Origin of the sequence: Pseudomonas sp. AG1028 (assembly GCF_007993955.1) — a bacterium.
GTDB lineage: Bacteria > Pseudomonadota > Gammaproteobacteria > Pseudomonadales > Pseudomonadaceae > Aquipseudomonas > Aquipseudomonas straminea.
The window spans coordinates 305,776-331,114 of record NZ_VIVP01000002.1 but is presented as its reverse complement, the minus strand read 5'-3'; the positions used below and the strand labels follow the sequence as shown (position 1 = coordinate 331,114).

29 protein-coding genes are annotated in these 25,339 nt (G+C 63.6%); 6 read left to right on the top strand and 23 right to left on the bottom strand.

All coding sequences use genetic code 11. The annotated features are described in order from the left end of the window. Positions 1–28: 28 nt before the first annotated feature. Both FB481_RS04565 and FB481_RS04560 read left to right on the top strand, forming a co-directional pair. A complete protein-coding gene (locus tag FB481_RS04565) occupies positions 29–2,152 on the top strand; it encodes a carboxy terminal-processing peptidase (protein ID WP_147175208.1) in 2,124 nt (707 codons plus the stop codon). A 221-nt stretch (positions 2,153–2,373) separates the two neighbouring features. Next, a complete protein-coding gene (locus FB481_RS04560; protein WP_093501952.1) occupies positions 2,374–4,152 on the top strand; it encodes a bifunctional diguanylate cyclase/phosphodiesterase in 1,779 nt (592 codons plus the stop codon). Here FB481_RS04560 and FB481_RS04555 read toward each other — a convergent pair. From FB481_RS04555 to flgB, 13 genes are read right to left on the bottom strand one after another with little or no spacing between them, the layout of a single operon-like run. Then, positions 4,149–4,481 carry a tryptophan synthase subunit beta gene (locus tag FB481_RS04555; protein ID WP_093502522.1) on the bottom strand — a complete coding sequence of 111 codons (333 nt, stop codon included), beginning with the start codon at positions 4,479–4,481 and terminating at the stop codon, positions 4,149–4,151. The genes FB481_RS04560 and FB481_RS04555 overlap by 4 nt on opposite strands. Positions 4,482–4,507: 26 nt before the next feature. Continuing rightward, complete coding sequence (locus tag FB481_RS04550) at positions 4,508–5,539, bottom strand: hypothetical protein (RefSeq protein WP_147175207.1); 1,032 nt, start codon at positions 5,537–5,539, stop codon at positions 4,508–4,510. Between the two features lie 13 nt (positions 5,540–5,552). Continuing rightward, a complete protein-coding gene (gene flgL, locus FB481_RS04545) occupies positions 5,553–6,464 on the bottom strand; it encodes a flagellar hook-associated protein FlgL (RefSeq protein WP_147175206.1) in 912 nt (303 codons plus the stop codon). 23 nt (positions 6,465–6,487) lie between these two features. Further along, positions 6,488–7,852 (bottom strand): flagellar hook-associated protein FlgK, encoded by a 1,365-nt coding sequence (flgK, locus tag FB481_RS04540; RefSeq protein WP_147175205.1) that lies wholly within the window; start codon positions 7,850–7,852, stop codon positions 6,488–6,490. After that, a complete protein-coding gene (locus tag FB481_RS04535) occupies positions 7,849–8,829 on the bottom strand; it encodes a lytic transglycosylase domain-containing protein (protein ID WP_093501960.1) in 981 nt (326 codons plus the stop codon). The genes flgK and FB481_RS04535 overlap by 4 nt, the downstream gene beginning before the upstream one ends. Positions 8,830–8,832: 3 nt before the next feature. Beyond that, positions 8,833–9,936 carry a flagellar basal body P-ring protein FlgI gene (locus tag FB481_RS04530; protein ID WP_093501962.1) on the bottom strand — a complete coding sequence of 368 codons (1,104 nt, stop codon included), beginning with the start codon at positions 9,934–9,936 and terminating at the stop codon, positions 8,833–8,835. Positions 9,937–9,947: 11 nt separating this feature from the next. Further along, on the bottom strand, positions 9,948–10,613 hold the full coding sequence (gene flgH, locus FB481_RS04525; RefSeq protein ID WP_147175204.1) for a flagellar basal body L-ring protein FlgH: 666 nt from the start codon (positions 10,611–10,613) through the stop codon (positions 9,948–9,950). Positions 10,614–10,615: 2 nt separating this feature from the next. Further along, positions 10,616–11,401, bottom strand: coding sequence for a flagellar basal-body rod protein FlgG (flgG, locus tag FB481_RS04520; RefSeq protein WP_147175203.1), 786 nt, complete (start codon positions 11,399–11,401; stop codon positions 10,616–10,618). A gap of 12 nt (positions 11,402–11,413) precedes the next feature. Beyond that, on the bottom strand, positions 11,414–12,148 hold the full coding sequence (locus FB481_RS04515; protein ID WP_013792108.1) for a flagellar basal body rod protein FlgF: 735 nt from the start codon (positions 12,146–12,148) through the stop codon (positions 11,414–11,416). Between the two features lie 9 nt (positions 12,149–12,157). Continuing rightward, positions 12,158–13,345, bottom strand: a complete 1,188-nt coding sequence (gene flgE / locus FB481_RS04510; protein WP_093501966.1) for a flagellar hook protein FlgE — start codon at positions 13,343–13,345, stop codon at positions 12,158–12,160. A gap of 25 nt (positions 13,346–13,370) precedes the next feature. Then, positions 13,371–14,048, bottom strand: a complete 678-nt coding sequence (locus FB481_RS04505; protein WP_147175202.1) for a flagellar hook capping FlgD N-terminal domain-containing protein — start codon at positions 14,046–14,048, stop codon at positions 13,371–13,373. Then, on the bottom strand, positions 14,048–14,476 hold the full coding sequence (flgC, locus tag FB481_RS04500) for a flagellar basal body rod protein FlgC (protein WP_093501970.1): 429 nt from the start codon (positions 14,474–14,476) through the stop codon (positions 14,048–14,050). The genes FB481_RS04505 and flgC overlap by 1 nt, the downstream gene beginning before the upstream one ends. A gap of 2 nt (positions 14,477–14,478) precedes the next feature. Further along, the gene (gene flgB / locus FB481_RS04495; protein WP_093501972.1) at positions 14,479–14,841 is read right to left on the bottom strand and encodes a flagellar basal body rod protein FlgB; all 363 of its coding nucleotides are present in this window, start codon (positions 14,839–14,841) and stop codon (positions 14,479–14,481) included. Between the two features lie 88 nt (positions 14,842–14,929). Between flgB and flgA the strand changes: the two genes are divergently transcribed. The 4 genes from flgA to FB481_RS04475 all read left to right on the top strand — a co-directional run bounded on the left by flgA (position 14,930) and on the right by FB481_RS04475 (position 18,193). Beyond that, the gene (flgA, locus tag FB481_RS04490; protein ID WP_147175201.1) at positions 14,930–15,739 is read left to right on the top strand and encodes a flagellar basal body P-ring formation chaperone FlgA; all 810 of its coding nucleotides are present in this window, start codon (positions 14,930–14,932) and stop codon (positions 15,737–15,739) included. A 135-nt stretch (positions 15,740–15,874) separates the two neighbouring features. Beyond that, entirely contained in the window at positions 15,875–16,717 is an 843-nt protein-coding gene (gene lafA / locus FB481_RS04485; protein WP_093501977.1) for a lateral flagellin LafA, read from the top strand. Between the two features lie 241 nt (positions 16,718–16,958). Further along, positions 16,959–17,771, top strand: coding sequence for a winged helix-turn-helix domain-containing protein (locus FB481_RS04480; protein WP_093501980.1), 813 nt, complete (start codon positions 16,959–16,961; stop codon positions 17,769–17,771). Beyond that, positions 17,768–18,193: a hypothetical protein gene (locus FB481_RS04475; protein WP_093501982.1), complete on the top strand. Its 426-nt coding sequence runs from the start codon at positions 17,768–17,770 to the stop codon at positions 18,191–18,193. Before FB481_RS04480 ends, FB481_RS04475 begins: the two co-directional genes overlap by 4 nt. Before the next feature lie 4 nt (positions 18,194–18,197). On the opposite strand, the gene FB481_RS04470 is transcribed toward FB481_RS04475, so the two are convergent. The 10 genes from FB481_RS04470 to flgM form a co-directional block, all read right to left on the bottom strand. Then, positions 18,198–19,148 (bottom strand): flagellar motor protein MotB, encoded by a 951-nt coding sequence (locus tag FB481_RS04470; RefSeq protein WP_093501984.1) that lies wholly within the window; start codon positions 19,146–19,148, stop codon positions 18,198–18,200. Continuing rightward, positions 19,145–20,017, bottom strand: coding sequence for a flagellar motor stator protein MotA (motA, locus tag FB481_RS04465; RefSeq protein ID WP_093501986.1), 873 nt, complete (start codon positions 20,015–20,017; stop codon positions 19,145–19,147). Before motA ends, FB481_RS04470 begins: the two co-directional genes overlap by 4 nt. Positions 20,018–20,021: 4 nt before the next feature. Further along, on the bottom strand, positions 20,022–20,753 hold the full coding sequence (locus FB481_RS04460; RefSeq protein WP_093501988.1) for a FliA/WhiG family RNA polymerase sigma factor: 732 nt from the start codon (positions 20,751–20,753) through the stop codon (positions 20,022–20,024). Positions 20,754–20,761: 8 nt separating this feature from the next. Next, a complete protein-coding gene (locus tag FB481_RS04455; RefSeq protein ID WP_306109831.1) occupies positions 20,762–21,232 on the bottom strand; it encodes a flagellar basal body-associated FliL family protein in 471 nt (156 codons plus the stop codon). A gap of 61 nt (positions 21,233–21,293) precedes the next feature. Further along, complete coding sequence (locus FB481_RS04450; protein WP_178109833.1) at positions 21,294–22,376, bottom strand: flagellar hook-length control protein FliK; 1,083 nt, start codon at positions 22,374–22,376, stop codon at positions 21,294–21,296. Continuing rightward, positions 22,376–22,702 (bottom strand): hypothetical protein, encoded by a 327-nt coding sequence (locus tag FB481_RS04445; protein WP_093501994.1) that lies wholly within the window; start codon positions 22,700–22,702, stop codon positions 22,376–22,378. Before FB481_RS04445 ends, FB481_RS04450 begins: the two co-directional genes overlap by 1 nt. Next, complete coding sequence (gene fliS / locus FB481_RS04440; protein WP_093501996.1) at positions 22,686–23,084, bottom strand: flagellar export chaperone FliS; 399 nt, start codon at positions 23,082–23,084, stop codon at positions 22,686–22,688. The genes FB481_RS04445 and fliS overlap by 17 nt, the downstream gene beginning before the upstream one ends. Further along, positions 23,084–24,403 carry a flagellar filament capping protein FliD gene (gene fliD / locus FB481_RS04435; protein ID WP_093501998.1) on the bottom strand — a complete coding sequence of 440 codons (1,320 nt, stop codon included), beginning with the start codon at positions 24,401–24,403 and terminating at the stop codon, positions 23,084–23,086. Before fliD ends, fliS begins: the two co-directional genes overlap by 1 nt. 167 nt (positions 24,404–24,570) lie before the next feature. Next, positions 24,571–25,011 (bottom strand): flagellar protein FlgN, encoded by a 441-nt coding sequence (gene flgN, locus FB481_RS04430; protein ID WP_244154125.1) that lies wholly within the window; start codon positions 25,009–25,011, stop codon positions 24,571–24,573. Then, complete coding sequence (gene flgM / locus FB481_RS04425; protein WP_147175199.1) at positions 25,008–25,286, bottom strand: flagellar biosynthesis anti-sigma factor FlgM; 279 nt, start codon at positions 25,284–25,286, stop codon at positions 25,008–25,010. Before flgM ends, flgN begins: the two co-directional genes overlap by 4 nt. Positions 25,287–25,339: the final 53 nt, after the last annotated feature.

Below are 25,339 nucleotides of genomic sequence, written 5' to 3'. Positions count from 1 at the left end.
AACCTGGCGCCCTCAAAGACGGCCTAATATGCGTTATCAACTGTCCCCACGTCGAATCAGCATGAAGCGATCCTTTCTCAGCGCCACCCTGGCCCTCGTTCTCGGGCTGGGCGCTTTACCCCTTGCCGCCAAAACCACTCAGGCCGATCCGTGGGAATACCTGCAGCCCGATCGTGATCAGGTGATCGCCAGCCTCAACGTGGTCGAATTGCTGCAGCGTCATCACTACAGCAAGCCTCCCTTGGACGACGCCCGCTCGGTAAAGATCTATCAGGGTTACCTGAAGATGCTCGACCCGGCGCGCAGCTACTTCACCGCCGGTGATATCGCCGAGTTCGACCGCTGGAAGGACAAGTTCGACGATTTCCTGAAAAAGGGTGATCTGGAACCCGGCTTCGCGATCTACAAGCGCTACCTTGCCCGCCAGCAGGATCGCCTGAACTATGTGCAGGGCCTGCTCGCCAAAGGCGTCGACAAGATCGACTTCACGGTTGACGAGAGCCTGTTGATCGACCGCGAGAAGGCGCCGTGGGCCAAGGACGTCGCAGAGCTCGACGACCTGTGGCGCAAACGTCTGAAAGACGAAGTGCTGCGCCTGAAGCTCGCCGGCAAGGAACCCAAGGCGATCCAGGAGCTGCTCACCAAACGCTACAAGGCTCAGCAGGCACGCCTGCAGCAGACCCGCAGCGAAGACGTGTTCCAGGCCTACATCAACGCCTTCGCCATGACCTACGATCCGCACACCAACTACCTGTCGCCGGACAGCGCGGAAAACTTCGACATCAACATGAGCCTGTCCCTCGAGGGTATTGGCGCCGTGCTGCAGAGCGACAACGAGCATGTGAAGGTCGTGCGTCTGGTTCCGGCCGGCCCGGCCGAGAAAAGCAAGCAAATCTCGCCGGCTGACAAGATCATCGGGGTTGGCCAGGGCGATGACGAAATCGTTGACGTCATCGGCTGGCGCCTGGATGAAGTGGTCAAGCTGATCCGCGGCCCTAAAGGCTCGAAGGTGCGCCTGGAGGTGATCCCGGCCAGCAACGCGCCCAACGACATGACCAGCAAGATCGTCAGCATCACCCGTGAAGCGGTGAAGCTCGAAGAGCAGGCAGCCAAGAAATCCATCCTCAAGCTCGACCAGGACGGTCGTCCTTACAAGCTGGGCGTGATCGAAATCCCGGCCTTCTATCTGGACTTCAAGGCATTCCGTGCCGGTGATCCGGATTACAAGAGCACTACCCGCGACGTCAAGAAACTGATCACCGAGCTGCAGGCCGAGAAGGTCGACGGTATCGTCATCGATCTGCGCAACAACGGCGGCGGCTCGTTGCAGGAAGCTACCGAACTGACCGGCCTGTTCATCGACAAGGGCCCGACCGTACTGGTGCGCAACAGCGACGGCCGCGTCGACGTGCTGGCTGATGAACAGGACGGCGCGTTCTACAAGGGCCCGCTGGCCTTGCTGGTCAACCGCCTGTCCGCCTCGGCCTCGGAGATCTTCGCCGGCGCCATGCAGGACTACCACCGCGCGCTGATCCTCGGTGGTCAGACCTTCGGCAAGGGCACCGTGCAGACCATCCAGCCGCTTAACCACGGTGAGCTGAAGCTGACCCTGGCCAAGTTCTATCGCGTTTCCGGGCAGAGCACCCAGCACCGCGGCGTGGTGCCGGACATCTCCTATCCGGACGTGATGGACAACAAGGAAATCGGCGAGAGCGCTCTGCCCGAGGCCATGCCGTGGGACAGTATCCGCCCGGCCATCAAGCCCGAGCTGGATCCGATCAAGCCGTTCCTTACCGAGCTGAAAAACCGCTACGACGCGCGTACCGCTAATAACCCCGACTTCAACTTTGCCCGCGACCGCCTGGCGCTGTCCCGCGAGCTGATGGCCGAGAAGACCGTCAGCCTCAACGAAGCCAAGCGCCGCGCCGAGCAGGCCGATATCGAGAAACGCCAGCTGGTGATCGAGAACGCCCGCCGCAGTGCCAAGGGCGAAGAGCCGCTCAAGGAGCTGAAGAAGGAAGACGATGACGACGTCATGGCGCAGGCCGAGGAAGACAAGAAGACCAAACCGGAAGACGACGCCTACCTGACGGAAACCGGCCACATTCTGATCGACTACCTCAAGCTCAATACCCGCCTGGCCAAGCAATGATCACCGGCCAGCTGTAACCCAAAGGGCGTCGCCAACACGACGCCCTTTTTTATTGCCCGAGACATAACAGCAACGCCAGAAAATCATCTTCCTGTTTATTGACGCCGGGCCCGCGTCATCAAGCGGTCATCATTCTGTAGTCAAATCATGCGTATCTTGCGGGACGCAACTATCATGGCTAATAGCCATCTTCCGCTATTCGATTTGCATAGAGATACGCCATGACCGTCACCGAACAGTTGAGCTCGCTGGGCCAGATTCTCGCCCACGGCGACTTGCATAGCCTGTTCCAACCCATCGTGTCGGTCGCCGAACGGCGCATCCTCGGTTACGAAGCGCTGACCCGTGGCCCTTCCAATAGTCCGCTGCATTCGCCACTGACCCTGTTCGCCGCCGCGCGCCAGACCGGCATGCTCAGCGAGCTGGAACTGGCGTGCCGCAAGAGCGCCTGCCGCCGATTCAGCGAACAGCAGCTCGATGGTTTGCTATTTCTCAACGTCTCTCCCGATTCGCTGCTTGACGCCAACCACCAGCCTGGCCGTACCTTGCAGTTGCTGCAGACCTATGGCATCTCCCCCAGCCGGGTGGTGATCGAGCTGACCGAACAATCGCCCACCGACGATTTCTACCTGCTCGACACCGCCCTGCACCACTACCGCGACATGGGCTTTTCCATTGCGCTCGACGACCTGGGTGCCGGTTATTCCAGCCTGCGCCTGTGGTCGGAGCTGCGCCCGGATTACGTGAAGATCGACCGGCACTTCATCGACGGCATTCATCGCGATGCGGTCAAGCGCGAGTTCGTCGGTTCCATCCTGCAGATGGCCAAGGCCTCGCGGGCCAAGGTGATCGCCGAGGGCATCGAGCTGGAAGAGGAGCTCGCCGTGCTCTGTGAAATGGGCGTCGACCTGCTGCAGGGCTACCTGCTCTGCCGCCCACAGGAAACGCCGCCTACCGACGCCCGCAAGATGTTGCCCGCCCTCGGTCAGGCGCCGACGCCCCTGGGCGAGGAAAGCAGCGACCTTACCGCCCTGCTCAACGAGCAGCCGGCGGTGTCGATTTCCACGCCGACCGCCGATGTGCTGGAGGCGTTTCGCGCCCAGGCCAACCTCAACTCACTGGCAGTGCTGGACGAGGCCCAGCGCCCGGTCGGCATCGTGCATCGGCATTCACTTTCGGACGTGTTGCTCAAACCCTTCGCCACCGAGCTGTACGCGCGCAAGCCCATCAGCCGGCTGATGAGCAACGACTTTCTGGCCGTGGAGATCAGCCAGTCGCTGCAACAGGTCAGCCGCCTGCTGACCAGCCGTGCCCGCCAGCGCATGGAAGAGGATTTCGTGATCACCGTCGAGGGCTGCTACCAGGGCCTGGGGCGGGTGATCGACGTACTCAAGCTGATCACCGAACTGAAGATCCAGCAGGCCCGCTACGCCAACCCGCTGACCCTGCTGCCGGGTAACGTGCCAATCCAGCAATGCCTGGCGCGCCTGCTGCAGCAGAGCCGCGAGGCGGCGGTCTGCTATGTCGACATCGACAGCTTCAAGCCTTTCAACGATCTGTATGGCTATGCCAAGGGCGACGAGGTGCTGCTGTGCCTGGCGCACTGCCTGAACGAGCGCGTCGACCCCAGCCGGGATTTCGTCGGCCATATAGGCGGCGATGACTTTCTGCTGGTGTTCGGCTCCAAGGACTGGCGCAGCCGCCTCAACCAGTTGCTGGAAGACTTCCAGAGCCAGTGCCGACGTTTCTACCTGGAAGAACACCTGGACGCCGGCTGCTTCATCAGCCACAACCGCCAGGGCCAGCGCGAGGAATTTCCGCTGCTATCACTGTCGCTCGGCGTGGTGCACCTGCACCCCGAGCACTGCGCCCTGCTGGACGCCAGCGAACTGGCGGGTCTGGCCTCCGAAGCCAAACGCCAGGCCAAGGCAGTGCCGGGTTACAGCCTGCAGGTGATCGATACCCATACCTTGCAAGGTGCCACGCAACAGGCGGTCTAACCGCGGTCTACCAGACCTTCCAGATCAGCGCGCACCAGGGCACGAATATCGAGCTTGTCGCGCGCCGCCTGGGGCAGCTCGGTGTAGTCGATGATGCCTCGCTCGATCAGTAGCGTGATGACGTCCTCCATCACCCGCAGTACGTCACGGTCGGACTCGCGCAACCAGTCGCGCTGGGCTTGAGCCTCGCCGCTGCGCAGCCAGTGGCTGACCTCGGCGCTATGAAATGCCAGGGTATCGTTCATGCCCTCGAAAGGCTGATTATCCAGACGCAACAGGCGACCATGGGCGCCGCGGAGCGCGTAGACCACCGGTTTTCCCTCATCCACGCAGGCCTCCTTGATACTTGCCATAGTCAGGACAACAGGCTGATAACCGTGAAGCGGCTGATTGTAGCCTGGGCGACCAGGGTATCGGATACCGATGCGTAGCTGCTCGAGCTCTTGCGCATCAGGTTGTATACCGCGGTCACATAATCGCCTGCCCAGCGATGCTCGTCGTCGCCCAGCTGACGGGCCAGAAAACTGCGAATCTCGTCCTGGCGCTGGCGTAGCTGCTCGCCCAGTTCCTGGATATGATCCAGCGCCTTGACCACGGTATCGAGCATTCGCCGGACCTCACGCGGTTCTTCCAGCGTTTCCAGCGCCTGGGGCTGCAGCAGCTGCGATTCGACCGGCTTGAGTTCGGTGAAGCGCTGCGCGGCGAACAAAGCTCCCTCGCCCTTCACACGGAGATGTTCGCGCAGAGTCTGCCAGTCGGCTTCGCGGGCGGAAAAGACCAGCGCGCCGTCGGTCGTCAGCTCACTGCGAATTCCGGCCGGGGCCAAGCCGACATTGAAGCGGCGCAGGATCTGCTCCTCACTCAACCCTTCGTCGAGCACCACCGCGACCGGTTCCTGGCTGCTGCGCCCGATGCTGAACAACAGACTTTCACGCCCGGCCTGCTGGAACGTTTGCAGGGATTCAAGCCCCGGCAAGCTGAAGCGCACCCGCACCGGCTCGTTCAGGTGCAGATTGAGCTGGCCATCCAGGCTGCCGGCACTGCGGGCACTGCGCTGCTCGAGTAACGAGCGTAACTCGCCCAGCTGCGCACCCACGCCTTCGCGATCCTGCATCCGCGCGTTGCCCAGCTCCCGGCTCAGGCTCAGCTTGAGCGGCACCAGGGTCGCGGACAGCTGAGCCAGGTAGCTGCTGGCCGATTGCATGGTGGTCAGTTGCTGATTGAGCTGCAGCCCGAAACCGGCACTCTTGCGGCCCTGGGCCGAGCCCACCGCCGCGCCGCGCTCCGACTGCGTCTGTTGCGCGGCATCGGCTACGGTGACAAGCGAGCGCTTGGGCGCCTGCCGGTCAAGGCCACTGACGATCGGGGAATGCTTGTCGACCCGCATGCTTTGTCGCTCCTCAGAGCAGATTGAACAGCGACAGCTCGCTTATCTTCAGATAGGTCTTCTGCGTCGACTGAACGGCCAGCAGGTAGTCGTTGAAGCGGATGTTGGCGCTGGCGTAATCGAGACGCGACAACTCGCCCTCGACACGCTGGTTGACCAGGGAAACGTCTTCGTTGCTGTCGTTTAGCAGGGTCAGTGCGTTCTGCCGGCCGCCCAGGTCGGTGACCGAGGCCATCACCCGGCTGTGAGCCGAGTCCAGGGTATCCAGGGTGGAGGTGATCAACTGGCGTACTTGCGGGTCGGTGCTGTCGAGCGCCGGGTCCTGCAGGGTGGTCACCAGCTCGCGCATCTGGTTGAGCAGGTCGACCGAGCCGCCAAATACGTCGGCGGCAGTGACGTTCTCGGCCACCATCACGCCATTGGCGACCAGCACCTGGCGCTGCTTGTCATTGCCGCCAAGCTGGTAGCCGGTGGCCTCGTCGTAACTGATCGCCGGTTGTTCGCTCAGGGTGCCGGAAAACAGATAGCGCCCCTCTTCATCACGTACGTTGGCAAAACTCAGAATCGACGACTCGATGATCTTCAGCTCGCCGGCGATCGCACCGAGATCCTCTGAGGCGTTGGCACCGTTGGCAGCCCACAGCAGGCGATCACGGGCACTGAGCAGGGTGTCGGAGATCGACTTCAGGTTGGTTTCCTGCATCGACAGGCTGCTGCTCAACGCGCCGATGTTGGTCTGGAACTGCTCCAGGGTCGCCTCCGAACGCTGGATGCGCAGCAGCCTCACACTGGCGATGGGATCGTCGGAGGGCAGCTGCAGACGTTGGTTGGTCGCCATTTGCTGCATCAGCTTGGCCAGCTCGACGGAGTTCTGATTCATCGACCCCTGCATGGTGGCAGTGATCTGGGCATTGGTGATGCGCATGCGAGAAGGCTCCATGGCCGCGGTCAGAAGGCCGCGAGCAACTCGTCGAAAATCTGATTGGCGGTGCTGATGACTTTCATGTTGGCCTGGTAGGCCTGTTGGTAGTCCATCAGGGCGATCGCTTCTTCATCGCGGTTCACGGCGCTGACGCTGTCGCGCCGTGCTTTGGCCTGGGTGGTGACCCCGGTGGCGGTATTCAGGTCGCTCTGGTTCTGCCGGCTGGCACTGGCCACCTGGCCAAGCAGCGTGGCGTAGGCATCGTTGAGGGTCAGGGTGTTGCCGGCAACGACCACGCCCTGGTCCTTCAGGGCGACCAGCTTGAGCAGGTTTTCATTGTTGCCCTTCTCGTCAGCAGCGGAGGACAACGCCAGCTCGCCGGGCGCCAACGGGTTCAGCACCAGCATGGCGCTGCTGTCGGCCTGGAAGGTAAACAACGGCTTACCCGCAGTACCGTTCAGGTCGAAGCCACCGGCCAGGATCGCATTGACCAGCCCGGCCAGCGCCGAGGCCATGTCCTGCAGCGCGGTCTGCTGCGGGCGCAGCACGCCATACTCCGCTTCGTGCAGGCCACCAAGGGCGCCGCCCAGGCTGTCCTCACGCAGCGCGAAGTCGGTGTCGGCGAAGCGCAGCGCCATCGATTGGGTACCGTCGGCCTCGCGGGTCACACTCAGGCTCGCGGCGCGGTTGCCGGCTACCAGCGGCTGACCGTTGGTGAGCGACACCTCCAGTGCCCCCTTCGCATCCTCATGGATACGCAGCGCAGCATGCTGCGCGAGCTGCTGCACCAGCACGTCACGCTGGTCACGCAGAGCATTGGTGTCGCCGCCACTGGCCTGGGTTTCGACGATGCTGCGATTGAGCTCGGCGATGTTACCGCTCAACCCGTTGACCTCCTGCGACATGGTCGAACGCTGCGCCTGCAGGCCATCGAGCTGAGCCTGCAAGTTGCCGCCCAGGCCGTTGAAACGCTGCGCCAGGTTGCCCGCCTCGCTGATGATCTGCTGGCGCAGGGCGATGGAATCCGGGGTCGCCGACGCACCACTGAGCGCAGCGAACAGCTGGTCCAGGCCGATGCTGATGCTCGAGCCGTCGGATGCCATCAGTTGCTCCACTGCGGTGAAGTACTGCTGTGCACCCTGATGGAACTGCTGCACGCTGGTGGCGCGCCACAGCTGCTGGTTGTCGAAATCGTTGGACAGACGGCGGATCGAACTGACCTGCACGCCGCCGCCAGCACGCAGCGCGCTGCTGCCGGCCAGCGACGAGAATTGCGTGTCCAGGCGGCTGAAGCCGGCGGTCTGGCTGTTGGCGATGTTCTGAGCGGTGGTATTGAGGGCCACCTTGGCGGCGTTGACGCCGCTGTAACCAATCTGGTTGAGGATGCTCAAGGCTGCGACTCCTGACGCTCGGTGCGAATCGGTTGAGCGAATGCCAGCGACAGCCCCCGGTGTCCGTGGCTCGCGGCAGCACTGCGCTGCTGCTCTTGCAAGGCGACCGATGAGGGCGGTGAATTAAGCGGCGCCGCCGAGGAAAGCGGAACCGCTGCGCCAACTGCCCCCGCGCCGAGGATCCGCCGCGTATAGGTACGGGTTTCCTCGAACGGGATGCGCTGGATCCACTCGCCGGTACTCAGGCCGCCCTGACGCGGATCGCCATTACTCTTGAGCCACTCGTCCACCTTGCCCGGCCCGGCGTTGTAGGCGGCCAGCGCCAACGCCTGATGGCCGTCGTAACGCTCCAGCATCTGCTGCAGATAGGCGCTGCCCAGGCGCTGGTTGTAGTCGGCATCCTGGGTCAGCCGGCTCTCGTCATAGGGCACGCCGAGGCGCGCGGCCATTTCCTTGGCGGTATCGGGCATCAGCTGCATGAGGCCGCGCGCGCCCTTGGGAGACACGGCATCGACGCGGCCGCCCGACTCCTGGGCGATGACTTTATCGACCAGCTGCGAAAAGGCCTTCGAGCCCTGGCTGACCAGACTGTCGACCTGCCCCCAGGTACGCTGCAGCGCGATGGCGAAGCCGCCACCGCCGACCGGCCCGGGCGCCGGCCCACGGCCATCCGCGGTAACACGCTGGTCGGCGCCGCCGGAGAGTTGCTTGACCAGCAGCTCGGCAATACCACCCTGGCGCTGTTGCGACAGGCCATCAGCCAGTGCCTGGTCGTGCAGGTCACGCAAGGTATCCAGATCGCGGCTGCGCGTCAGGCTGCCTTCGCTCAGCACGTCACCGGCCTTGCGCATCTGCTTGAGCAGCTGCTGCAGAAACAGCGCTTCAAACTGCTCGGCGGCCACTTCCAGCTGTGAGCGAACCACGGGTTGCTCGCCAGCGCGGCTGGCCGGGCGTGAGTTAAGTGAAATGACGTTCATGGCTTAGATCACGATCAGTTCGGCGTTCAGGGCACCGGCCTGCTCCAGGGCCTGGAGGATGCTCATCACATCATCCGGGGTGGCGCCGAGGCTGTTGACGGTATCGATGATGCTTTCCAGGCTGGAGCCTTCCGGCCAGCGGAACATCGGGTTGGCTTCCTGGGCGACTTCCACGTCAGATTGCGGCGTGACCACGGTCTGCCCTTGCGAGAAAGGTGCCGGCTGGCTGACCTGAGGATTTTCCCGGATGGTCACCCGCAAATTGCCATGGGAGACCGCCGCGGCCTTGACCCGCACGCCCTGCCCGACCACCACGGTGCCGGTGCGACTGTTGAACACCACACGCGGGCGCACGCGCCCCTGTTCGACCTCCACGGCTTCGAGCAGCGCCATGAAACTGGTGCGCTGGCTCGGCGTCTGCGGCGCCCTGACACTGACTCGAGTGCCGTCCAGGGCGCTGGCCAGGCCCGGCCCGAAGGTCGCCTCCAAGGCACGGACGATATGGGTGGCCGTCTGGAAGCTCGGCTGGCGAAGGTTGAGCATGATGTCCGGGCGGGTGATGAAATCGCTGCCGATCATTTTCTCGATGGTCGCACCATTGGCGATGCGCCCGCTGTTGGCACTGTTGATGGCGATGCTCGAGCCGCTCTGCCCTTCGGCCTTGAGGCCGCCGACCACCAGGGCACCCTGGGCCAGTGCATAGGTCTCGCCGTCCACACCGAGCAGCGGGGTGAGCAGCAATTGCCCGCCGCGCAAGCTCTTGGCATCGCCCAGGGATGACACGGTGATGTCGACCGTTTGCCCCGGGCCGTAGGAAGGCGGCACTTCGGCGGTGACGGTCACCGCGGCGACGTTCTTCAGCTTGGGGTCGACGTTCTCCGGCAGGTTGACGCCGAACTGCTTGATCATGTTGGCGACCGACTGGCTGGTGAAGCGCACTTGGCTCTTGTCGCCGGTGCCGTCCAGGCCTACCACCAGTCCGTAGCCAATCAGTTGGTTGCCGCGAATCCCTTCGACATCGACCAGATCCAGCAACGGTACGGCCTGCACCAGCGGCGCGAGGCCGAGCAGCGCGACGGCGCACAGGCGAATAAGCGGGGCACGCATGGCAGCTCCTGTCACAGCGGGAAAATCGGATGGGTGAAGAAGCGCGTCAGCCAGCCCGCCGAATTGCTGTCGTTGAGCACGCCGCGCCCGGCGTAGGAGATCTGCGCGTTGGCGACGTTCTGGGAGGAAATCTGGTTGAAGCGGTTGATATCACCGACTCGCACCAAGCCGGTGAGGCGAATGAACTCTTCGCCCTGATTGAGCCTGAGGCCCTTTTCACCGCGAACCAGCAGGGTGCCGTTGGGCAGTACCCGATGCACAGTCACCGCGATGGAGCCGCGCAGCGAGTTCTGCTGCGAGCTCTGCGCCGAGCCATTGAAGGTACGGTTGGCTGCGGCGCTGCTTTCCAGCCGCTCGTAGTCGTTACCCAACACCCGCGGTATACCGATATTCACGCCCGCCTGCTTGCCGAATTGTGTGCCGGCGCTCTTGCTCGACTGGGTACTTTCCTGCAGCACCACGGTAAGAATGTCGCCGACACGCAGGGCACGTTGATCCTGCAGCAGCGAGCCACCATAGCCATTGCGATACAGGCCGCCGGCCACCGTGGGCGGCAGGCTGTAGTCGAGCTCGGGCGGCTGATAGGCGGCGGAATCCTCGTCGGGCAGCATTTCCTTGAAGCTGGCGCAGCCGGCCAGACACAGCACGGCGAGCAGCGAGAACAGGCGTAGGCTCATGGTCAGACGGTCTGGTTGAGGAACTGCTGCATGCCGGACGCGGCATCCAGCACCTTGGCGTTGGCCTCGTAGGCACGCTGGATGGCGATCATGTTGACCATCGCCTCGACCACCTGCACGTTGGAGCCCTCCAGCACGCCCTGCTTGAGGCCACCCAGACCTTCCTCGCCCGGTACGCCCTCCTGGGGCTCGCCACTGGACACGGTCTCGCGGTACAGGTTGCCGCCCAGGGCTTCCAGGCCCGCCGGGTTGGCGAAGTTGACCAGGTTGAGCTGGCCCAGCTCGGACGGCAGCGAATCACCAGCCAGCACCGCCGTGACGATGCCGTCGCTGCCCACCGTGAAGCGGCTGGCGCCAGCCGGTACTTCAATGTTCGGCGTCAACGGCAAGCCCTGAGCATTGACCATCACCCCTTCGGCGTTGAGCTGGAACTGGCCGTTCTCGGTGTAATAAATGTCGCCGTTAGGCGCTTCGACCTGGAAGAAGCCGGCGCCGACGATGGCCAGATCCATTGGCTGGTTGGTGGTCTGCATGCTGCCTTCGGTGAATACCTTCTGGGTGCCGACCACCCGCACGCCGCTACCGAGCTGGATGCCGGACGGCACGGTATTGACCTGATCGGCCTGCGCACCGGGTTGCAGATCGATGGAATAGAACAGATCCTCGAAGACCACTCGATCGGCCTTGAAGCCGACGGTGTTGACGTTGGCCAGGTTGTTGGCCACCGCCGACAAGGCAGTGTCCTGGGCCGTAAGGCCGGTCTTGCTCACCCACAATGCAGAACTCATTTCACGCTCCTGTTAACCCTGGCCACGAATCAGCCGGTTGCCCGCCTCGGACAGATTTTCGGCAGCCTTCATCATCTTCACCTGGGTCTCGAACAGACGCCCCAGACTCATGCTCGCCACCAGTTGCTCGATGGACGACACGTTGCTCGACTCCAGAAAGCCGGACACCAGGCGCACGCCTTCGTCCGCCTCTGCCTGTACGCCATCGGCGCGGATCAGCAGGCCGCTCTCGTCCTTGCGCAGCGCGTCGGCGGGTTCGTTGACCAGCTTGATGCGCCCCACTTCGGCGGTGACGAAGTCGCCGCGCGGCACCACCGAGACGATGCCGTCACGACCGATGTTGAGGCTGTCGTATTCGGGCAGCACGATCGGCCCGCCCTCGCCCACCACCGGTCGGCCATGCAGGGTCAGGCGCATCTCGGCGTCGACCACCAGATTGCCGTTGCGCGTGTAGAGTTCGCGCCCTTCGCCATCCTGCACGGCGATCAGGCCGGGGCCCTGGATGGCGAAATCCAGCTCGCGGCCGGTTGCCATCATCTGGCCCTGGCTCAGGTCCACGCCGTTGTCGCGCACCCTCGCCAGGTGCCGGCTGGCATAGCCGTAGCCATCCACGCTGGAGGCCTCGGCCTGTTCCAGGTCGGCGCGAAAGCCGCTGGTATTGACGTTGGCGAGGTTGTTGGCACGGACTTGCAGCGAGGTCATCGTGCGGCTGGCCGCGGTCATCGCGGTGTATCCCAAACGATCCATGGGTCAGCCTCAGATTGCGTTGAACAACACCTGGGTGAGTTCCTTGTTGGTGGTCAGTACCTTGCTGTTGGCCTGGTAGTTGCGCTGGCCTTCCATCAGGTTGACCAGCTGCTGGGTCAGGTCGACGTTGGAGCCCTCCAGCGTGCTGGCCGCCAGAGCGCCAAACGAGCCGACACCGGGAACCCCGAGCAGCGCCTGGCCGGAATCGGCGGTCTCGCTCCAGGCCGTACCGGTTTCGTTGCGCAGGCCCTGGGCGTTGGCGAAATTGGCCAGTACCACCTGGCCCTGCAGCATGCGCTGGCCGTTGCTGTAGTTGGCGTAGATCATGCCGTTCTTCTCGACCGCCATGCCGATCTGCTCGCCCGCCGTATAACCGTTGGCGACGTTGGTGGTGACCACGAACGGCGAGCCGAACTGGCTGGTGCCGGTGTAATCGAGAGCGATGCTGATCGCGTCGGCGCCCGGCACGTTGGCCGTCAGGGTGGTCGGCGCGGTAGGCGCGGTCAGCGCGCCTGCGGTCGAAAAATTCAGGGTGGTCGGCGTGCCGACGGCCGTACCGTCCAGGTAGTAATGACTCTGCCAGGCGTTCTCGGCGGTCTTGACGAAGTACTGGGTGAAGGTGTGTTCACGTCCCAGGGAGTCGTACACCCGGGAGGTGTAGGTGGAATTGAAGCTGTTGCTGTCGGCCGGGTCGAAGACGGCGACCGTCGGCACGGCATCGTTGGCATTGAGGTTGGTGACGAAGTCCAGGCTGTCGCTGGCCCTGGCCGGCAGGTTGGCGCTGCTCAGCTGGAGGTCGCCGACTGCACCGACCTGCAGATTGCCGGCGGCGTCGACGCCATAGCCCTGCACGCGTGCACCACTGGGGGTGGTGACGAAGTTGTCCTTGTCCGGCCCGAATACCCCGGCTCGTGTGTACTGCACCTCGCCACTGGCGCTGCGCACGGTGAAGAAACCGTCGCCGGCGATAGCCAGATCGAGGCTCGAACCGGTGCCGACCAGGGCGCCACGCTGGCTGATGCTCTGGGTGGTGGCCAGGACCTCCACGCCCATCATCTGGCTCTCCGCGTAGACGCTGCCGAACTCGGTGCGCGACGACTTGAAGCCTGTGGTGCCGACGTTGGAAATGTTGTGACTGATGGTGTTGAGCTGCTCGTTGACCGCGTTCAGGCCACTCAGGGCGATGTTGAAACTCATGGAATACCTCTGCGTGAAAGACGGATCAGAACAGGCCCGCGGTGCGGGACTGGCCGAACTCGGTCAGGGTGTAGAACGGCACCGATCCGACGCCGTCGATATCCAGCATCGGGCCGCTGTCACCGACCCGTACCCGCGTGACCACACCGGCGACCTCGACGGTGGGCACCTCGCCACTGGCAGTGACCACCGCCACCTTGAAAGAACCGGGGCGCAGACCGAGCGCCGCCGGGTCGATGGTGAACGGCACATCGCCCGGCGCCTGGCTGCCCAGCTCCACACGGGTGACCACGCCATTGCTGTCGGTGAGTTCCAGCTGGGTCTTGGCCGAGGCGTGTTCGAGGTTGAACGAGCCCTTCACGGGTTCGCCGTCGAGGCTCAGCGACTCGACCGCCACCTTCACTTCCTGATTGACCAGCCCGGCGGCGGTCAGGGTCTGCAGGTTGTCCAGCAGCACCAGGTTGCTCTGGCTCATGGCCGCCATGTTTTCCAGGCTCTTGACCTGGGACATGGCCGAAAACTGGTTGAGGAACTCGGTGTTATCCACCGGGCTGGTGGGATCCTGGTTCTGGATCTGCGCCACCATCAGCGAGATGAAGGTGTTTTCCATCTTCGCCGCGTCGCTGAGGTTAACCGCGCCCTTGATCTGATCGGAGGAATCGGAGCCGTTAGCCGACAGGCTCGTGCCGGTGACCACGGCCATCAGTTTTCACCCAACCGCAGCAGGCCCTGCTGCATGCTCTTGACCCGGTTGAGCACCTCCACGCCCGTTTCGAAGCTGCGGGTAGCGGACATCATGTCGGTCATTTCCTCGATCTGGTTGATGTTGGCGTAGTAAACGTAGCCCTGACCGTTGGCCAGCGGATTGCCTGGCTCGTAACGGCGTACCGGCTCACGACCAGACGGCACCACATCGAGCACCTGTACATGGGCGCCGCCCATGCCGGCACTGCGGGTCAGCTGGCCGTTCTCGTAAATGGCGGCGAATACCGGCTTGCGCGCCTGGTACACGTCAGCTGGGTCGGCTGCGGCCGACTCGGCATTGGCCAGGTTGCTGGCCACGGTATTGAGGCGCACGGTCTGTGCGTTCATGGCGGTGCCGGCAATGCGGTAGAGAGAATCGAACGACATGCTCAGCGGCCCTCGATGGCTTGCTTGAGGCCCTGGAACTTCATGCTCAGGAACGTCAGGCTGGTCTGGAAATCCATGGCATTGCGCGAGAACTCAGCCTGCTCCACCGCCAGCTCGACCGTGTTGCCGTCCAGCGAAGGCTGCATGGGCAAGCGGTACTGCAAGCCGGCATCGGTACTGCGGCCCAGCGCCGAAAAGGCCGAACCTTCGAGCTGCCTCATCTCGCTGGCGAAATCGATGTCACGGGCCTGGAACCCTGGCGTATCCTCGTTGGCCAGGTTGGCCGAGAGGATTTCGCTGCGCTGCATGCGCAGCTCGAGGGCACGCACATGTACCCCCAGGCTTTCCTCGATCCGTATACTCATCGCACGCTCCCCCCACATCCATCGCTGTTGCGGGTACGAGAGCAGAAATCGTGCCCACTCGATAAATTTAAGCAAGCTACTGATTTAAATGGATTTTTCAGAAAAGCCAGACACTCGGACAACAGCCACGCTTCCGCTTTTACAGGAAGCCCTGGCCGCAGGCGGAAACCTCGCTTCCGCCACGACGGCGGTTGCCGCCGCGCTGCTGGCGGTCGCGCTGAGCTATTCGAATGGGGCGTTTGCCGATTCCGGGCAGCAGATCGACGCACGTATTCGCGCCTACCTCGCCAGCCAGCTCGATGAATATGCCGAGCAGCAGGGCTGGCAGAACCCGCAGATCACCTACAAGCGCACTGTGCTGGGCACCAGCCTTACGCTGCCCAGCTGCGCCTCGGCACTGCAGCTCGAGCGCCTCGACGAAGGCCGGGGCCTGCTCGAACGCCAGCGTCTGCAGGTGGCCTGCCCGGGCGATGGCGGCTGGCAACAGGTCAGCCTGGTGACGCCCAGCGTACTGCTGCCGGTGCTGGTCGCCACCGCCGTGACGGATCGCGGCGCGCCACTGGCGGCCGAGCCGTTTCAGCTGCAGGAACAGGACGTCGCCAGGCTGCCGCGCGGTTACTATCAGGATGCCGATGAGGTCGCTGGGCAGATCGCCAAGCGGCGCATCAGGGCGGGCCAGGTGCTGACCCCCAATCTGGTTGCCCCGGCCTTGCTGGTCACGCGCGGGCAGACCGTGACCATGATCGCGCGCCAGGGCGATATCCAGGCCAGCACCGCGGGCACCGCCCTCGAAGACGGACAGATGGGTCAGCTGATCCGCGTGCGCAATCAGGCTAGCGACACGGTGATCCGCGCCAGGGTCAAGGCCAAGGGCGTGGTGACGACGCAGCGCCAGTGAGCCGCAAAAGCAGTGTTCGATATCTGGCGCCATTTTTTTGCAGAAAACATTTAAGTCCCTGACAGCAGCTGTCGCCTTCACCGGTTAGCAGGCGCAAAGCCAGCTCCCAACCAACCGTCAGAAGGACGATTCGAAATGGCTCTGTCGATCCACACCAACTACGCATCCCTGGTCACCCAGTCGAACCTGAACAAGACCAACGGCAACCTGTCCACCGCGCAACAGCGCCTGGGTACCGGCTACCGCGTCAACAGCGCCGCCGACGACGCCGCTGGCCTGCAGATCGCCACCCGCCTGAATGCCCAGTCCCGCGGCATGGACGTTGCCTCGCGCAACACCGGCGATGCCATCTCCCTGCTGCAAACCGCTGAAGGCGCCTTCACCGAAATCACCGACATCACCCAGCGTCTGAAAGACCTGGCCACTCAAGCGGCGAGTGATACCAACAGCGCAGACGACCGTACCGCACTGCAGGGCGAGTTCGACGCACTGGCCCTGGAGATCGAGAACATCTTCCAGAACACCACCTACGCTGGCGAAAAACTGTTCGACACCGGCGGCAAACTGCAGGCAGGTCCGGTCAACTTCCAGATTGGCGCCACTGCTGACGAGACATTGGCCTTTGACGCCTCGACCAAGGTCGACGGCATGGCAACCCTGATCACCGATATCAAAGCCCTGACCTTGGACGACGCAGCCAACGCTGGCGCGGCCATCACTGCCCTGGCAGATGGCCTGGACGATATCGGCGCTCTGCGTGCCGACTTCGGTGCCAACATCAACCGGCTGAACCACACGTCCAACAACCTGGCCAACATGAAGGACAACACCGATGTTGCCCGCGGCCGCATCATGGACGCCGACTTCGCTTCCGAAAGCGCCAGCATGACCAAGAACAGCATGCTGATGCAGTCCGGTATTTCGATGCTGCGCCAATCCGGCCAGATGCCGAGCATGGTCATGTCCCTGCTGGGCTGATCCAGCCGCAGCGACAAGCCCTTCGACGCCCCCGCCCTCGTGCGGGGGCGTTTTCGTTTGCGTGACAAAACCGGTCGTGCACACCGCTGAAGTGATCGGGTCGGCAATTTTCAGCCCCCCATACTCGACAAAATGTCACAGCAGTCATGCTAAAAAAGTTGCAGTGACGGTTTTACAACGCCAATATGCCGCCACAAATGGATGCTATACCTCCTGAAATGGAAAAAGTTCACGTTCGCCTATGACGCTTTCCTCTTCCCTTGAAATCGACCTGGACGGCCCCTGCTTCCGATTGCAGATCGGTGGCGCGGGTGGCGAAGCGTTGTTTCAGCCGGCGCGCTACCTGCTGATATTGCTCAATGGCGAGCAACAAAAGCGTGTGGAACTCGGCTATTCGGGTAGTCGCTTGCTGGAGCGCCTGCTGCAGACGCCTGGCGAAGTGATCGCCAGGGAGGATTTGCTTCAATACGCCTGGGCGGATCGTGTAGTCGGACAGGGCAGCCTGAACCAGCAGATCTACACCCTGCGCCAACTGCTGGGTGATGAACAGAAACGCGACATCATCCAAACCCTTCCGCGCCGGGGGTACCTGCTCAACCCCAGCACCGTGCTGGAAACCCTGCAGCCTGCAGCCACTGCGGCACCAGCGCTGCAAGCGGCGCCAACTGCGCAAGTGATCACGAAAAAACGCCCTGGATTTCAGTTGCGCTGGCCGGCCGCCTTGATGGCCGCCGGCACATTGCTGCTGTGCAGCAAGCTGGCCAGCGACAAGGAAACCGACTTGCAGTTGTATGCCACGCTGGGCCAGTTGAGCATTCTCTACGTCGCTCAGAACCCGCGACAGCTTGCCCAGCTGCAGCATCTGGCGCAGCCCGCGGTCAGTGGCCTGGCCGAGCTAAGCGAGCAGCCGCGCGTGGTCACGGTCACCGGCATCGGAGAATTCGTGCAGGTGCTATGCCGCAACCCGGACAGCCGACAAACCCACTGGCTGGAAATCCATCAATCACGGCTCAGTGCAGTGCCGGAACAACACCTGCGAAGCTGCCTGATATGACGCGTGGAAAAAAGATTCTGTTATTCACCGGCACCCTGGCGTTGGCCCTGGTCACCCTGTCTCCCTGGTCGGCGGAAAGCTGCCTGCAGGGCCGCTACAGCAGCCAGGGCACCCTGCTGCTCGCTGATGGCAGCAGCACCCAGGTCACCCATGCGATGCAATTCAGCGACCAGCGCTTCTATGGGCTCAGCCGCCAGCAAGGCCTGATCGTGGAATTCAATGGCCGGGTTGAAAAGCACCAGAAGGGGCACTACCAACTGGTGGTTGAAAAGGGCAACGCCACGGAGCTGGATGCCAGCGCCGACGACTACAGCCTATTCACCCACCTGTTTACACGTCGCAAGGGCTCAGTGATCAACCTGACCGCCATCAACGACTGCCTGTACGCCACCGAAACCAGCCAGGTCTATTGTCGCGACTAGCGGCTCACAGCGCCTTGGCGTCAGGCTGCGCATCACCGTTGCCGAGCAATTGCGCCCCCTGCTCGCTAACCCGGGCACGTAGCGCCGTGCTGTCGAACAACTGACGATACAGCGCCTCGGCCTGATCGGTCAGCAGGAGGATTTCCACCCGGCGATTGGCACCGTCCTCCGGCTGATCCGGCCGAATGGGCATACCGTCGGCATGGGCCGTGACCTGCAGTACGCGCGCCACCGCAATGCCTTTCTCGACCATCACCCGGCGCGCCTGCAGCGCACGGTCACCGGAGAGATTCCAGTTGTCGTAGCCGGTAATACTGCGAAAAGCAGTCGAGTCGGTATGTCCGCTGATGATCAACTTGTTGTCGGCACCGGCCAGCACTGCTGACAAGCCACCCAGCAACGCCAGAAAATGCGGATCGATCTTGGCGCTGCCACGGGCGAACATGAAGCGTTGCGCATCATCCTTGAGAACGATGCGCAGCCCCTGAGGCACGATTTCCACCTCCAGGTTGGCTTCGGCATCGAGTTGCTGCTTGATCTGTTCCAGCAGGGTGGCCAGCGACTGCATATCGCTGGCGCTGCCGTAATGCCGCACGGGCTGCGCCTCGCCAGCTTCGCCTGCCTGCCCCTGGCCACTGGCGTACTCGTCCGAAGGTCGCTCGGGCTGCGGCCGAGGTACCGATACGCCGTCGAACTCCAGCGGCGTTCGGCTGGTGCCCTCGAAGACCCCGGCGCCCCCGTCGACCAGCGGGTTGGTGAGCATGTCGCCCTGGGATGGGCTGGTCATTTCATTACGCGGGTTGACGATCCACAGCACCATGAACAGCGCCATCATCGCCATGGTGAAATCGGCGAAAGCCACCTTCCAGGCGCCGCCGTGGCCTTCTTCATGGCCCTTGCGCGAACGCCGCTTGATGATGATCTCATGGCCCTGAGCGGCCCCACGCTTGCTCATGCGGCGTCCCTTTGATCCTCGAACTGGTTGACCCAGATCTCCAGCTGCTTGAACGCCGGCTTGACGTCCTGCTCGATCAACTTGCGGCCGGCGTCCACCGCCAGCAGCGTCGGCTTGCCGGCCACGTGGGCGACCAGTGTGGTACGTACGCACTCGAGCGCCGACAGCTCGGTCTTGATGCGCTGCGACATGGCATGGGACAGCGGCTCCATCAGGCAATAGCACATGAAGATGCCCAGGAAGGTACCGACCAGCGCCGCCGCCACGTGGGCACCCACTTCAGCCACCGAACCACCGATGCTGCCCATGGTGATGATGATGCCCAGGATTGCGGCCAGGATGCCGAAGCCTGGCATCGCTTCACCAATCTTCTGCAGCGAGCGCGACGGCTGCAGCAGCGCATGCTCCATGGCCTCGAGTTCCTGCTCGAGAAAGCCTTCCAGCTCGTGGGCGCTGATCTTGCCCATGGCCATCAGCCGGAAGTTGTCGGCGATGAAGGCCATCAGATTGTTTTCTTCGAGAATCAGCGGGTAGCGGGTGAACAGCTCGCTCTGCTCAGGCTCCTCGATATGCTCGTCCAGCGCCTTCAGGCCACCCTCCTCGACCGTTTCCAGCAGTTCGTAGAGCAGCATCAGCAACTGCCGCTGAAACTCCTCGCCGCGGCGCTTGAGGACGAACACGCCCTTGATCTGGCTGCACATTTCCAGCAGCACTTCCTTGGGGTTGGCCACCACCAGACTGCCCAGGCCGGCGCCGAGAATGATGACCACCTCGGCCGGTTGCCAGAGCATGGCGATGTCACCATGGGCCATGGTGTAGCCGCCCAGCACGCAGCCGATGATGATCAGCGAGCCCAGGATCTTCTGCATCGTTTCAGTTCTCCGTGAGAAAGCGGCAAGCCTTGGCGATCGCCTGCTTGCTCAGTTGACAGACCCGGGCGTCGCTCACTTCGAGCACCAGGGCGATTTCCTTGAGACTCAGCTCGTGCAGGTAATACAGGGTCAGCACCAGGCGCTCGCGCTCATCCAGGCGCGCCAGGGCCTGGGTCAGCAGGCGCTCGCGCAGCACCTGATCCTCGGCGCTGCGGCTGCTGCCGGCCAGGCTTTCCTGACCGTCCTGCAGCAGGCTGTCGAGGCTCTCGATGGCTTCGCTGGTTTGCGCCATCAGGTGATCCTGATAGCCCTGGGCGTCCAGGCCGGTAGCGGCCAGGATCTCGCTCTCCTGGGGCTCGCGGCCCAGCTTGCGGGTCAGCTCGCGAATGCCGTCGCGCACCCGATGCGACTGTTGCCGCACGGTACGTGGGCGCCAGTCGAGGCGACGCAGCTCATCGAGGATCGCGCCACGGATGCGCAAGCTGGCGAAACGTGCGAACTGCTCATCCGGCTCGCCATAGCGGCGCAGGCTGTCGAGCAGGCCTAGCAAACCGATCTGTTCCATGTCTTCACGATCGAGCACCTGGCTAGCCTGCAGCTCCAGTTGGCGTACCACCCGCTTGACCAGCGGCAGGTAGCGCAGCAGCCACTGCTGTTCGGCTGCTGCCGACAGCGGTACGAACGCGACCGGTGCCTCGGCGTAGTGGTGGTCCTGGGCAGGCTGAGCGCTCATGGGCCGGCCTACTGCACGATCAGCTTGCTGACCAGCAGATTGCTGAACGGCACGCTGATATTGCGCGCCGCCAGGTCTTCACGCAGCACGTTTTCAAGTTTCGTCTGCAGGTCGCTGACGGGCAGTTCGCGCAGGGCATCGAACGACAGCGCGGAAAGATGAGACACCACCGAATTGCGCACCATGGGCTCCAGGCTCTCGAGCTGCACCTTTTCGGTTTCCTTGCCAGCCTGCAGCGCCAGGTCGAGCACGAAGTAATGCTCGCGCGCGGTACCGCGCACACTGACGATGATCTTGTCGATGGGGAAGAACTGGTACTCGGACGCCGCCACTTCGGCCACCGTGGGCGCTTCGGCTGCCTCCCCAGCCGGCGCACTGGCCGCTTGCACGCCCGCGCGCAGCATCCAGTAGTTGGCGCCCACGCCGCCCAGGGTGATGAGCAGGTTGAGGACCAGAATGATCAGCATCAGGCGCGGCATCGTCATGTTCGATAAATCTCAGTTCACGAAATTGCGGAAAAATGGGTAGGCACTGGCTGACCTATACGGTGATCAGCACATCGCTGCGCGAGCCCCTGGCTTCTGCGCCCTGGTCTTCGTCCAGTTGCGCGGCCTGGCTCGGTGATTCGTTTACCCAGGCGGACGGCGCCTGCCGGCCCCGGCGGTCGTGCTGGGCATCGCCGCCGACCTGTACGCTGACATCGACGAACGTCTGCCCGACCAGGTCCTGGCGCAATCGCTCGCTGGTCTGCTGCAGCAGGCGAACCACGTCCGCCTGGCCGGCCTGGATCTGCACCTGCAGGCGCCCGGCCTCATGGCTCAGCTGGATTTCCACACGCCCCAGCTCGGCGGGATCGAGGCGAATGGTGGCCTGCTGCAGGCCGTTGCGAAATTGCAGTTCGACGCTGTCACGCAGGGCACCGATCATGCGCTCGCCCCACTGCGCCTGCGGCACCTGGGCCAGGCTCAAGGTGCGTTCGGCAGGCGATGCGCTGGCCGTTGCCGCTGCAACCGGTGCAGCGGCGACGGGCACCGGGCCCAGCCCGACCACGACCGGCGCCAGCGCGGCGCGAGCAGGCTCGACAGGGGCGAGCTCGGTTTTGTGCTGCAAGGCTGCAACGCTGATTTCGTCCACTGGCGCAGCGCGTCTGAACGCGGCTTGTGCGTCCGCCTGAGGATCGGGCTGAGGCACGTCCCCCTGACGCAGGCCCTTGTCCTCGACGCTTACGCCACCTCGCAACGAGGCCGCGCCAGGCGGCGTAGTGACCATCGGCGGCACGGGCGCATTGCCGTCGCCAATGCGCGGTACTTCACGGACCTGCAACTGGGCCTCCAGCTGACCGAACATGCTGGCGAGCCACTGCTCGGCTTCGCTACCGGGATCTGCGGCTGCATCCGGCGAAGCTGGCACCTCGGGCTCTGGCGCCTGCATGGCATCCTCTGCCAGCGGCCAGGCGTCGAGCACCGACGGTGCAAGCACCTGTTCGGCATCGATCACGAAGCTCGCGCTGCCGGGCTGCACCATCGCTTGCGCATCACCGCTCGACAACTCGGCGGCTGCCAGCGGCGCATCACTGGGTGTGGACGCTGTCGCGCTCGGCAGGCCGGAAAGCACCGGGTTCATCACACACCCTCTCCCCACAGTTGACTCTGCTGATAGGCGCTGCGCCCTTCGGCGCGCTCCAGGTAATCGCGCAAGCGGCTGCGCAGCCGCTCGCATTCCGCAGCACAGCGCTGGCGGGCCTGGCCGTGCAGCACCTGCAGGCGCAGACGCGCCTCGGCATGCCGGGCATCACAGGGGCAGCTATCGGCAGCGCCCAGGTAAGCGGCGATGTCGCGGTCGACGTCAGCCACCGCCGGCCAGTCTTCACGCATCAGCACATCGGCCAGGGCGTCATACAGCGCGCGCAGACGCAGCACCTGGTCGCAGGTTTCAGCCGCGCTTGGCATTCACGCCCTCCCAGCCTTCGCGCAGCACGCCGAGCAACCCGGTGACTTCGTCCAGCCCCTCGAGCGACAGCGTCACGCTGACGTCGGAGATGCGGTAGATGCAGTAGTCGTAGAGCCGTGCCAGGCCCTGCACCACGTCGCCGCCATTGTCATGATCGAGGGCGCCGTTGAGGCCGTTGAGGATCTGCAGACATTTTTCCAGAGACTGCCCCTTCTGCTGGAAACGCCGCGCCTGAATATGCCCGCGTGCGCGTGCCAGCTCATCGAGCAAGCCGTCGAACAATTGCAGCACCAGCTCGTAGGGCGATGCCGAAGCCGCACGGGCGTGCAGGTCAACGGCGCGGTAACTGTCGTAACTGTCGTCGAAGGAGTAGTAGCTCATCAGAACATTCCGCCGGTCTGCTCCATGCTGATCTGGATCTGCATGAGGTTGGTGTACTGCTTCAGGTAGCGGTTGTAGTACTGCTCGTACTGGCGATCGATGTCATCGAACTGTTTCTCGACCCGCTTGATGGCGGTGCCCAGATTGTCCTTGCGTGCCTTGAGCAGGCCATTGCCGCTGTTGGTGTAAAGCGCCACGGTCTTGTCGAGGCTGTCGATCAGACTGTCCTTGCCGGTGAACAGCTTCTCGAAGGCCTCAGGCTCGGCAGCCAGCGCCTTCTGAAAGCGCGCGGCGTCCAGGGTCAACTTGCCGTCTCGGTCGGCGCTGACGCCAAAGTCGATCAGGCTCTTGCCGTCGAAACTGGTGCGGATCAGTTGGCTCAGCGAGTTGTCGATGGTACGTACCGTGGAATCACCGGCCAGTGCACCGCGCTGCCCTGACTCGCCGCCGCTGCCGGTCAGGCCGTCGATGACCCCGGCCAGGGCGTTGTAGGCATCGATAAAGGTCTTGAGCTTGGCCTGGGTCGCCTCGTCATCACGCTCTACGGTGAAGGTCAGCGGCTGCTCGCCGCTGGCATGCACCTGGTTGAACGTGATGTTCACGCCTTCCATGAGGTTCTCGAAGGTATTGCTGGCGTTCTGCAGCAGCATCCCGCCTTCACCGCCCAGGCGCACCCGGGCATCGCGGGCAGCCGAAAGCTCCTGGCGGTTGTCGGCGGCAGTGGCCAGGGCGGCGTTGCCGCTGACTGCCACGGAAATCGCCTGGGCCTCACCGCTCTTTTCGCTGTTGAGCACCAGCGTCACTTCGCCGTTGCTGCGTACCAGGGTGCTCTTAACTCCGGTGTTATCGCTCGCGGAATTGATCGCCGCGGAAAGCTCGGCCAGCGACAGGGTGCCGTCGCCGCTCTTGTCCGCAGCGCTCAGGTCGACCGTGAACGACTTGTCACCCTGCCCCAGGGTCAGTGAGCCGCCCGCCGCCACGTCACCGTCGCGCAGCTGACCGAAGGCCAGTTGATGGCTGCTGGCCAACTGCTCGACAAAAAACTGATAGGTGCCCGCAGCGGCCTTGCCGTCCAGGGTGGCCGTGGCCTGCTCGGGCTTGCTGAAGGTGCCGCTGTTGATCAGCATGCTGGCCTTGTTGGACTTTAGCCCGTACACCGCCGACTTGAAGGTCTTGAGCGCCGAATCCAGGGATGTCAGCGAAGACAACTGGGCGTTGTAGTTGGTCTTGTTGCGCTGCGCCCGGCGCTCCGTTCCCTGGACCTCGTAGGTCGCCAGTTGCGTCGCCATCTGCTGTACGTAAGCTGAGTCTATGGCCATGTTCGAATCTCCACTGAAAGCTATTTAGCAATTCCGGTGCCAGGGCCAGAAACCCCGTATTACGCGGGTTTCAGCCAGCCGAGAGGTGAAACGATGCTTCCGCCTGGGCAGCCGGAGACGTCCGGCGGAAGCACTGCTTCCTTCCGCCTGCTGGAAGGGTTTGCGGATCAGTAAGCGGGCGGGCAGTAGAAGCCGTCGCCACGCTGGGGCTCGAGCAACTGGCAGAGAATCTCGTGCTGGCTGGCGAGTAGCTGGCCATTGACCTCGTTGAGCCGCTGACACTGCTGGGCGATCTGCCCGAGCTGCGTCCACAGCGCCTGCATGTCGCGCCCGCGCGCAGTCGGATAAAGGGCGATGAAGGCCTGCATGCCGGCCTCGTCGAACGCCAGGCCGACGGCCTTCAATACCTTGACGCGGCGCCGGGCACGATCCTGCGCGCTGCCGAGCAGCAGCTGGATACGCTCGTTGAGCAGGTGCACGCCGTCGGTGTCGCAGCGCATCAGGCCATGACGCAACTCCTGCATCAGGCCGCGCAGGTAGACGTAGTCGTCCAGGTCCTGGTGCAGATCCTGTTCCATGGCCTCGAGCAGGCGTTCGCGCTGGCTCACGCCTCGCGAATCCCGTGGTAGATCAGAATGCCGCTGGCCAGGGCACCGGCGCTGCTGTCCAGGCTGCCTTCGCGCAGGGCCTTGCGCAGGCTCTCGACCTTGTCCAGGTCGACCTCGGGCAGCGCACGCAGCGCATCCTGCAGCTGCTCGAGCGGGCGCGCGTCGGCGCCGCCTGGCGCAGCAGGCGTGGACGTGGCCTCACGGGTACCGCGGCTGGCAGCCGCCGGCTCGCTGACGGGCGTCGGCGTGAGGTTCAGGTGGCGGTTGATTTCCATGTGATCGGTCCAGGTTTTCCGCTGTTATCGAGTAGAGGCGACTGGCGATGAAG

Coding starts and splice junctions, on each gene's coding strand:
- flgB (WP_093501972.1), bottom strand. CDS start 14,841: ATGAGTATACGGATCGAGGAAAGCCTGGGGGTACATGTGCGTGCCCTC.
- FB481_RS04470 (WP_093501984.1), bottom strand. CDS start 19,148: ATGAGCAAGCGTGGGGCCGCTCAGGGCCATGAGATCATCATCAAGCGG.
- FB481_RS04515 (WP_013792108.1), bottom strand. CDS start 12,148: ATGGATCGTTTGGGATACACCGCGATGACCGCGGCCAGCCGCACGATG.
- FB481_RS04550 (WP_147175207.1), bottom strand. CDS start 5,539: ATGCGGGTCGACAAGCATTCCCCGATCGTCAGTGGCCTTGACCGGCAG.
- FB481_RS04475 (WP_093501982.1), top strand. CDS start 17,768: ATGACGCGTGGAAAAAAGATTCTGTTATTCACCGGCACCCTGGCGTTG.
- motA (WP_093501986.1), bottom strand. CDS start 20,017: ATGCAGAAGATCCTGGGCTCGCTGATCATCATCGGCTGCGTGCTGGGC.
- flgC (WP_093501970.1), bottom strand. CDS start 14,476: ATGTCGTTCGATTCTCTCTACCGCATTGCCGGCACCGCCATGAACGCA.
- flgH (WP_147175204.1), bottom strand. CDS start 10,613: ATGAGCCTACGCCTGTTCTCGCTGCTCGCCGTGCTGTGTCTGGCCGGC.
- flgM (WP_147175199.1), bottom strand. CDS start 25,286: ATGGAAATCAACCGCCACCTGAACCTCACGCCGACGCCCGTCAGCGAG.
- FB481_RS04535 (WP_093501960.1), bottom strand. CDS start 8,829: ATGAACGTCATTTCACTTAACTCACGCCCGGCCAGCCGCGCTGGCGAG.
- flgG (WP_147175203.1), bottom strand. CDS start 11,401: ATGAGTTCTGCATTGTGGGTGAGCAAGACCGGCCTTACGGCCCAGGAC.
- FB481_RS04480 (WP_093501980.1), top strand. CDS start 16,959: ATGACGCTTTCCTCTTCCCTTGAAATCGACCTGGACGGCCCCTGCTTC.
- lafA (WP_093501977.1), top strand. CDS start 15,875: ATGGCTCTGTCGATCCACACCAACTACGCATCCCTGGTCACCCAGTCG.
- fliS (WP_093501996.1), bottom strand. CDS start 23,084: ATGAGCTACTACTCCTTCGACGACAGTTACGACAGTTACCGCGCCGTT.
- FB481_RS04560 (WP_093501952.1), top strand. CDS start 2,374: ATGACCGTCACCGAACAGTTGAGCTCGCTGGGCCAGATTCTCGCCCAC.
- FB481_RS04565 (WP_147175208.1), top strand. CDS start 29: ATGCGTTATCAACTGTCCCCACGTCGAATCAGCATGAAGCGATCCTTT.
- FB481_RS04450 (WP_178109833.1), bottom strand. CDS start 22,376: ATGAACCCGGTGCTTTCCGGCCTGCCGAGCGCGACAGCGTCCACACCC.
- FB481_RS04445 (WP_093501994.1), bottom strand. CDS start 22,702: ATGCCAAGCGCGGCTGAAACCTGCGACCAGGTGCTGCGTCTGCGCGCG.
- FB481_RS04460 (WP_093501988.1), bottom strand. CDS start 20,753: ATGAGCGCTCAGCCTGCCCAGGACCACCACTACGCCGAGGCACCGGTC.
- flgE (WP_093501966.1), bottom strand. CDS start 13,345: ATGAGTTTCAACATCGCCCTGAGTGGCCTGAACGCGGTCAACGAGCAG.
- FB481_RS04455 (WP_306109831.1), bottom strand. CDS start 21,232: ATGCCGCGCCTGATGCTGATCATTCTGGTCCTCAACCTGCTCATCACC.
- flgA (WP_147175201.1), top strand. CDS start 14,930: ATGGATTTTTCAGAAAAGCCAGACACTCGGACAACAGCCACGCTTCCG.
- FB481_RS04505 (WP_147175202.1), bottom strand. CDS start 14,048: ATGGCCGTGGTCACCGGCACGAGCCTGTCGGCTAACGGCTCCGATTCC.
- fliD (WP_093501998.1), bottom strand. CDS start 24,403: ATGGCCATAGACTCAGCTTACGTACAGCAGATGGCGACGCAACTGGCG.
- flgL (WP_147175206.1), bottom strand. CDS start 6,464: ATGCGCATCACCAATGCCCAGATCACTGCCACCATGCAGGGGTCGATG.
- FB481_RS04530 (WP_093501962.1), bottom strand. CDS start 9,936: ATGCGTGCCCCGCTTATTCGCCTGTGCGCCGTCGCGCTGCTCGGCCTC.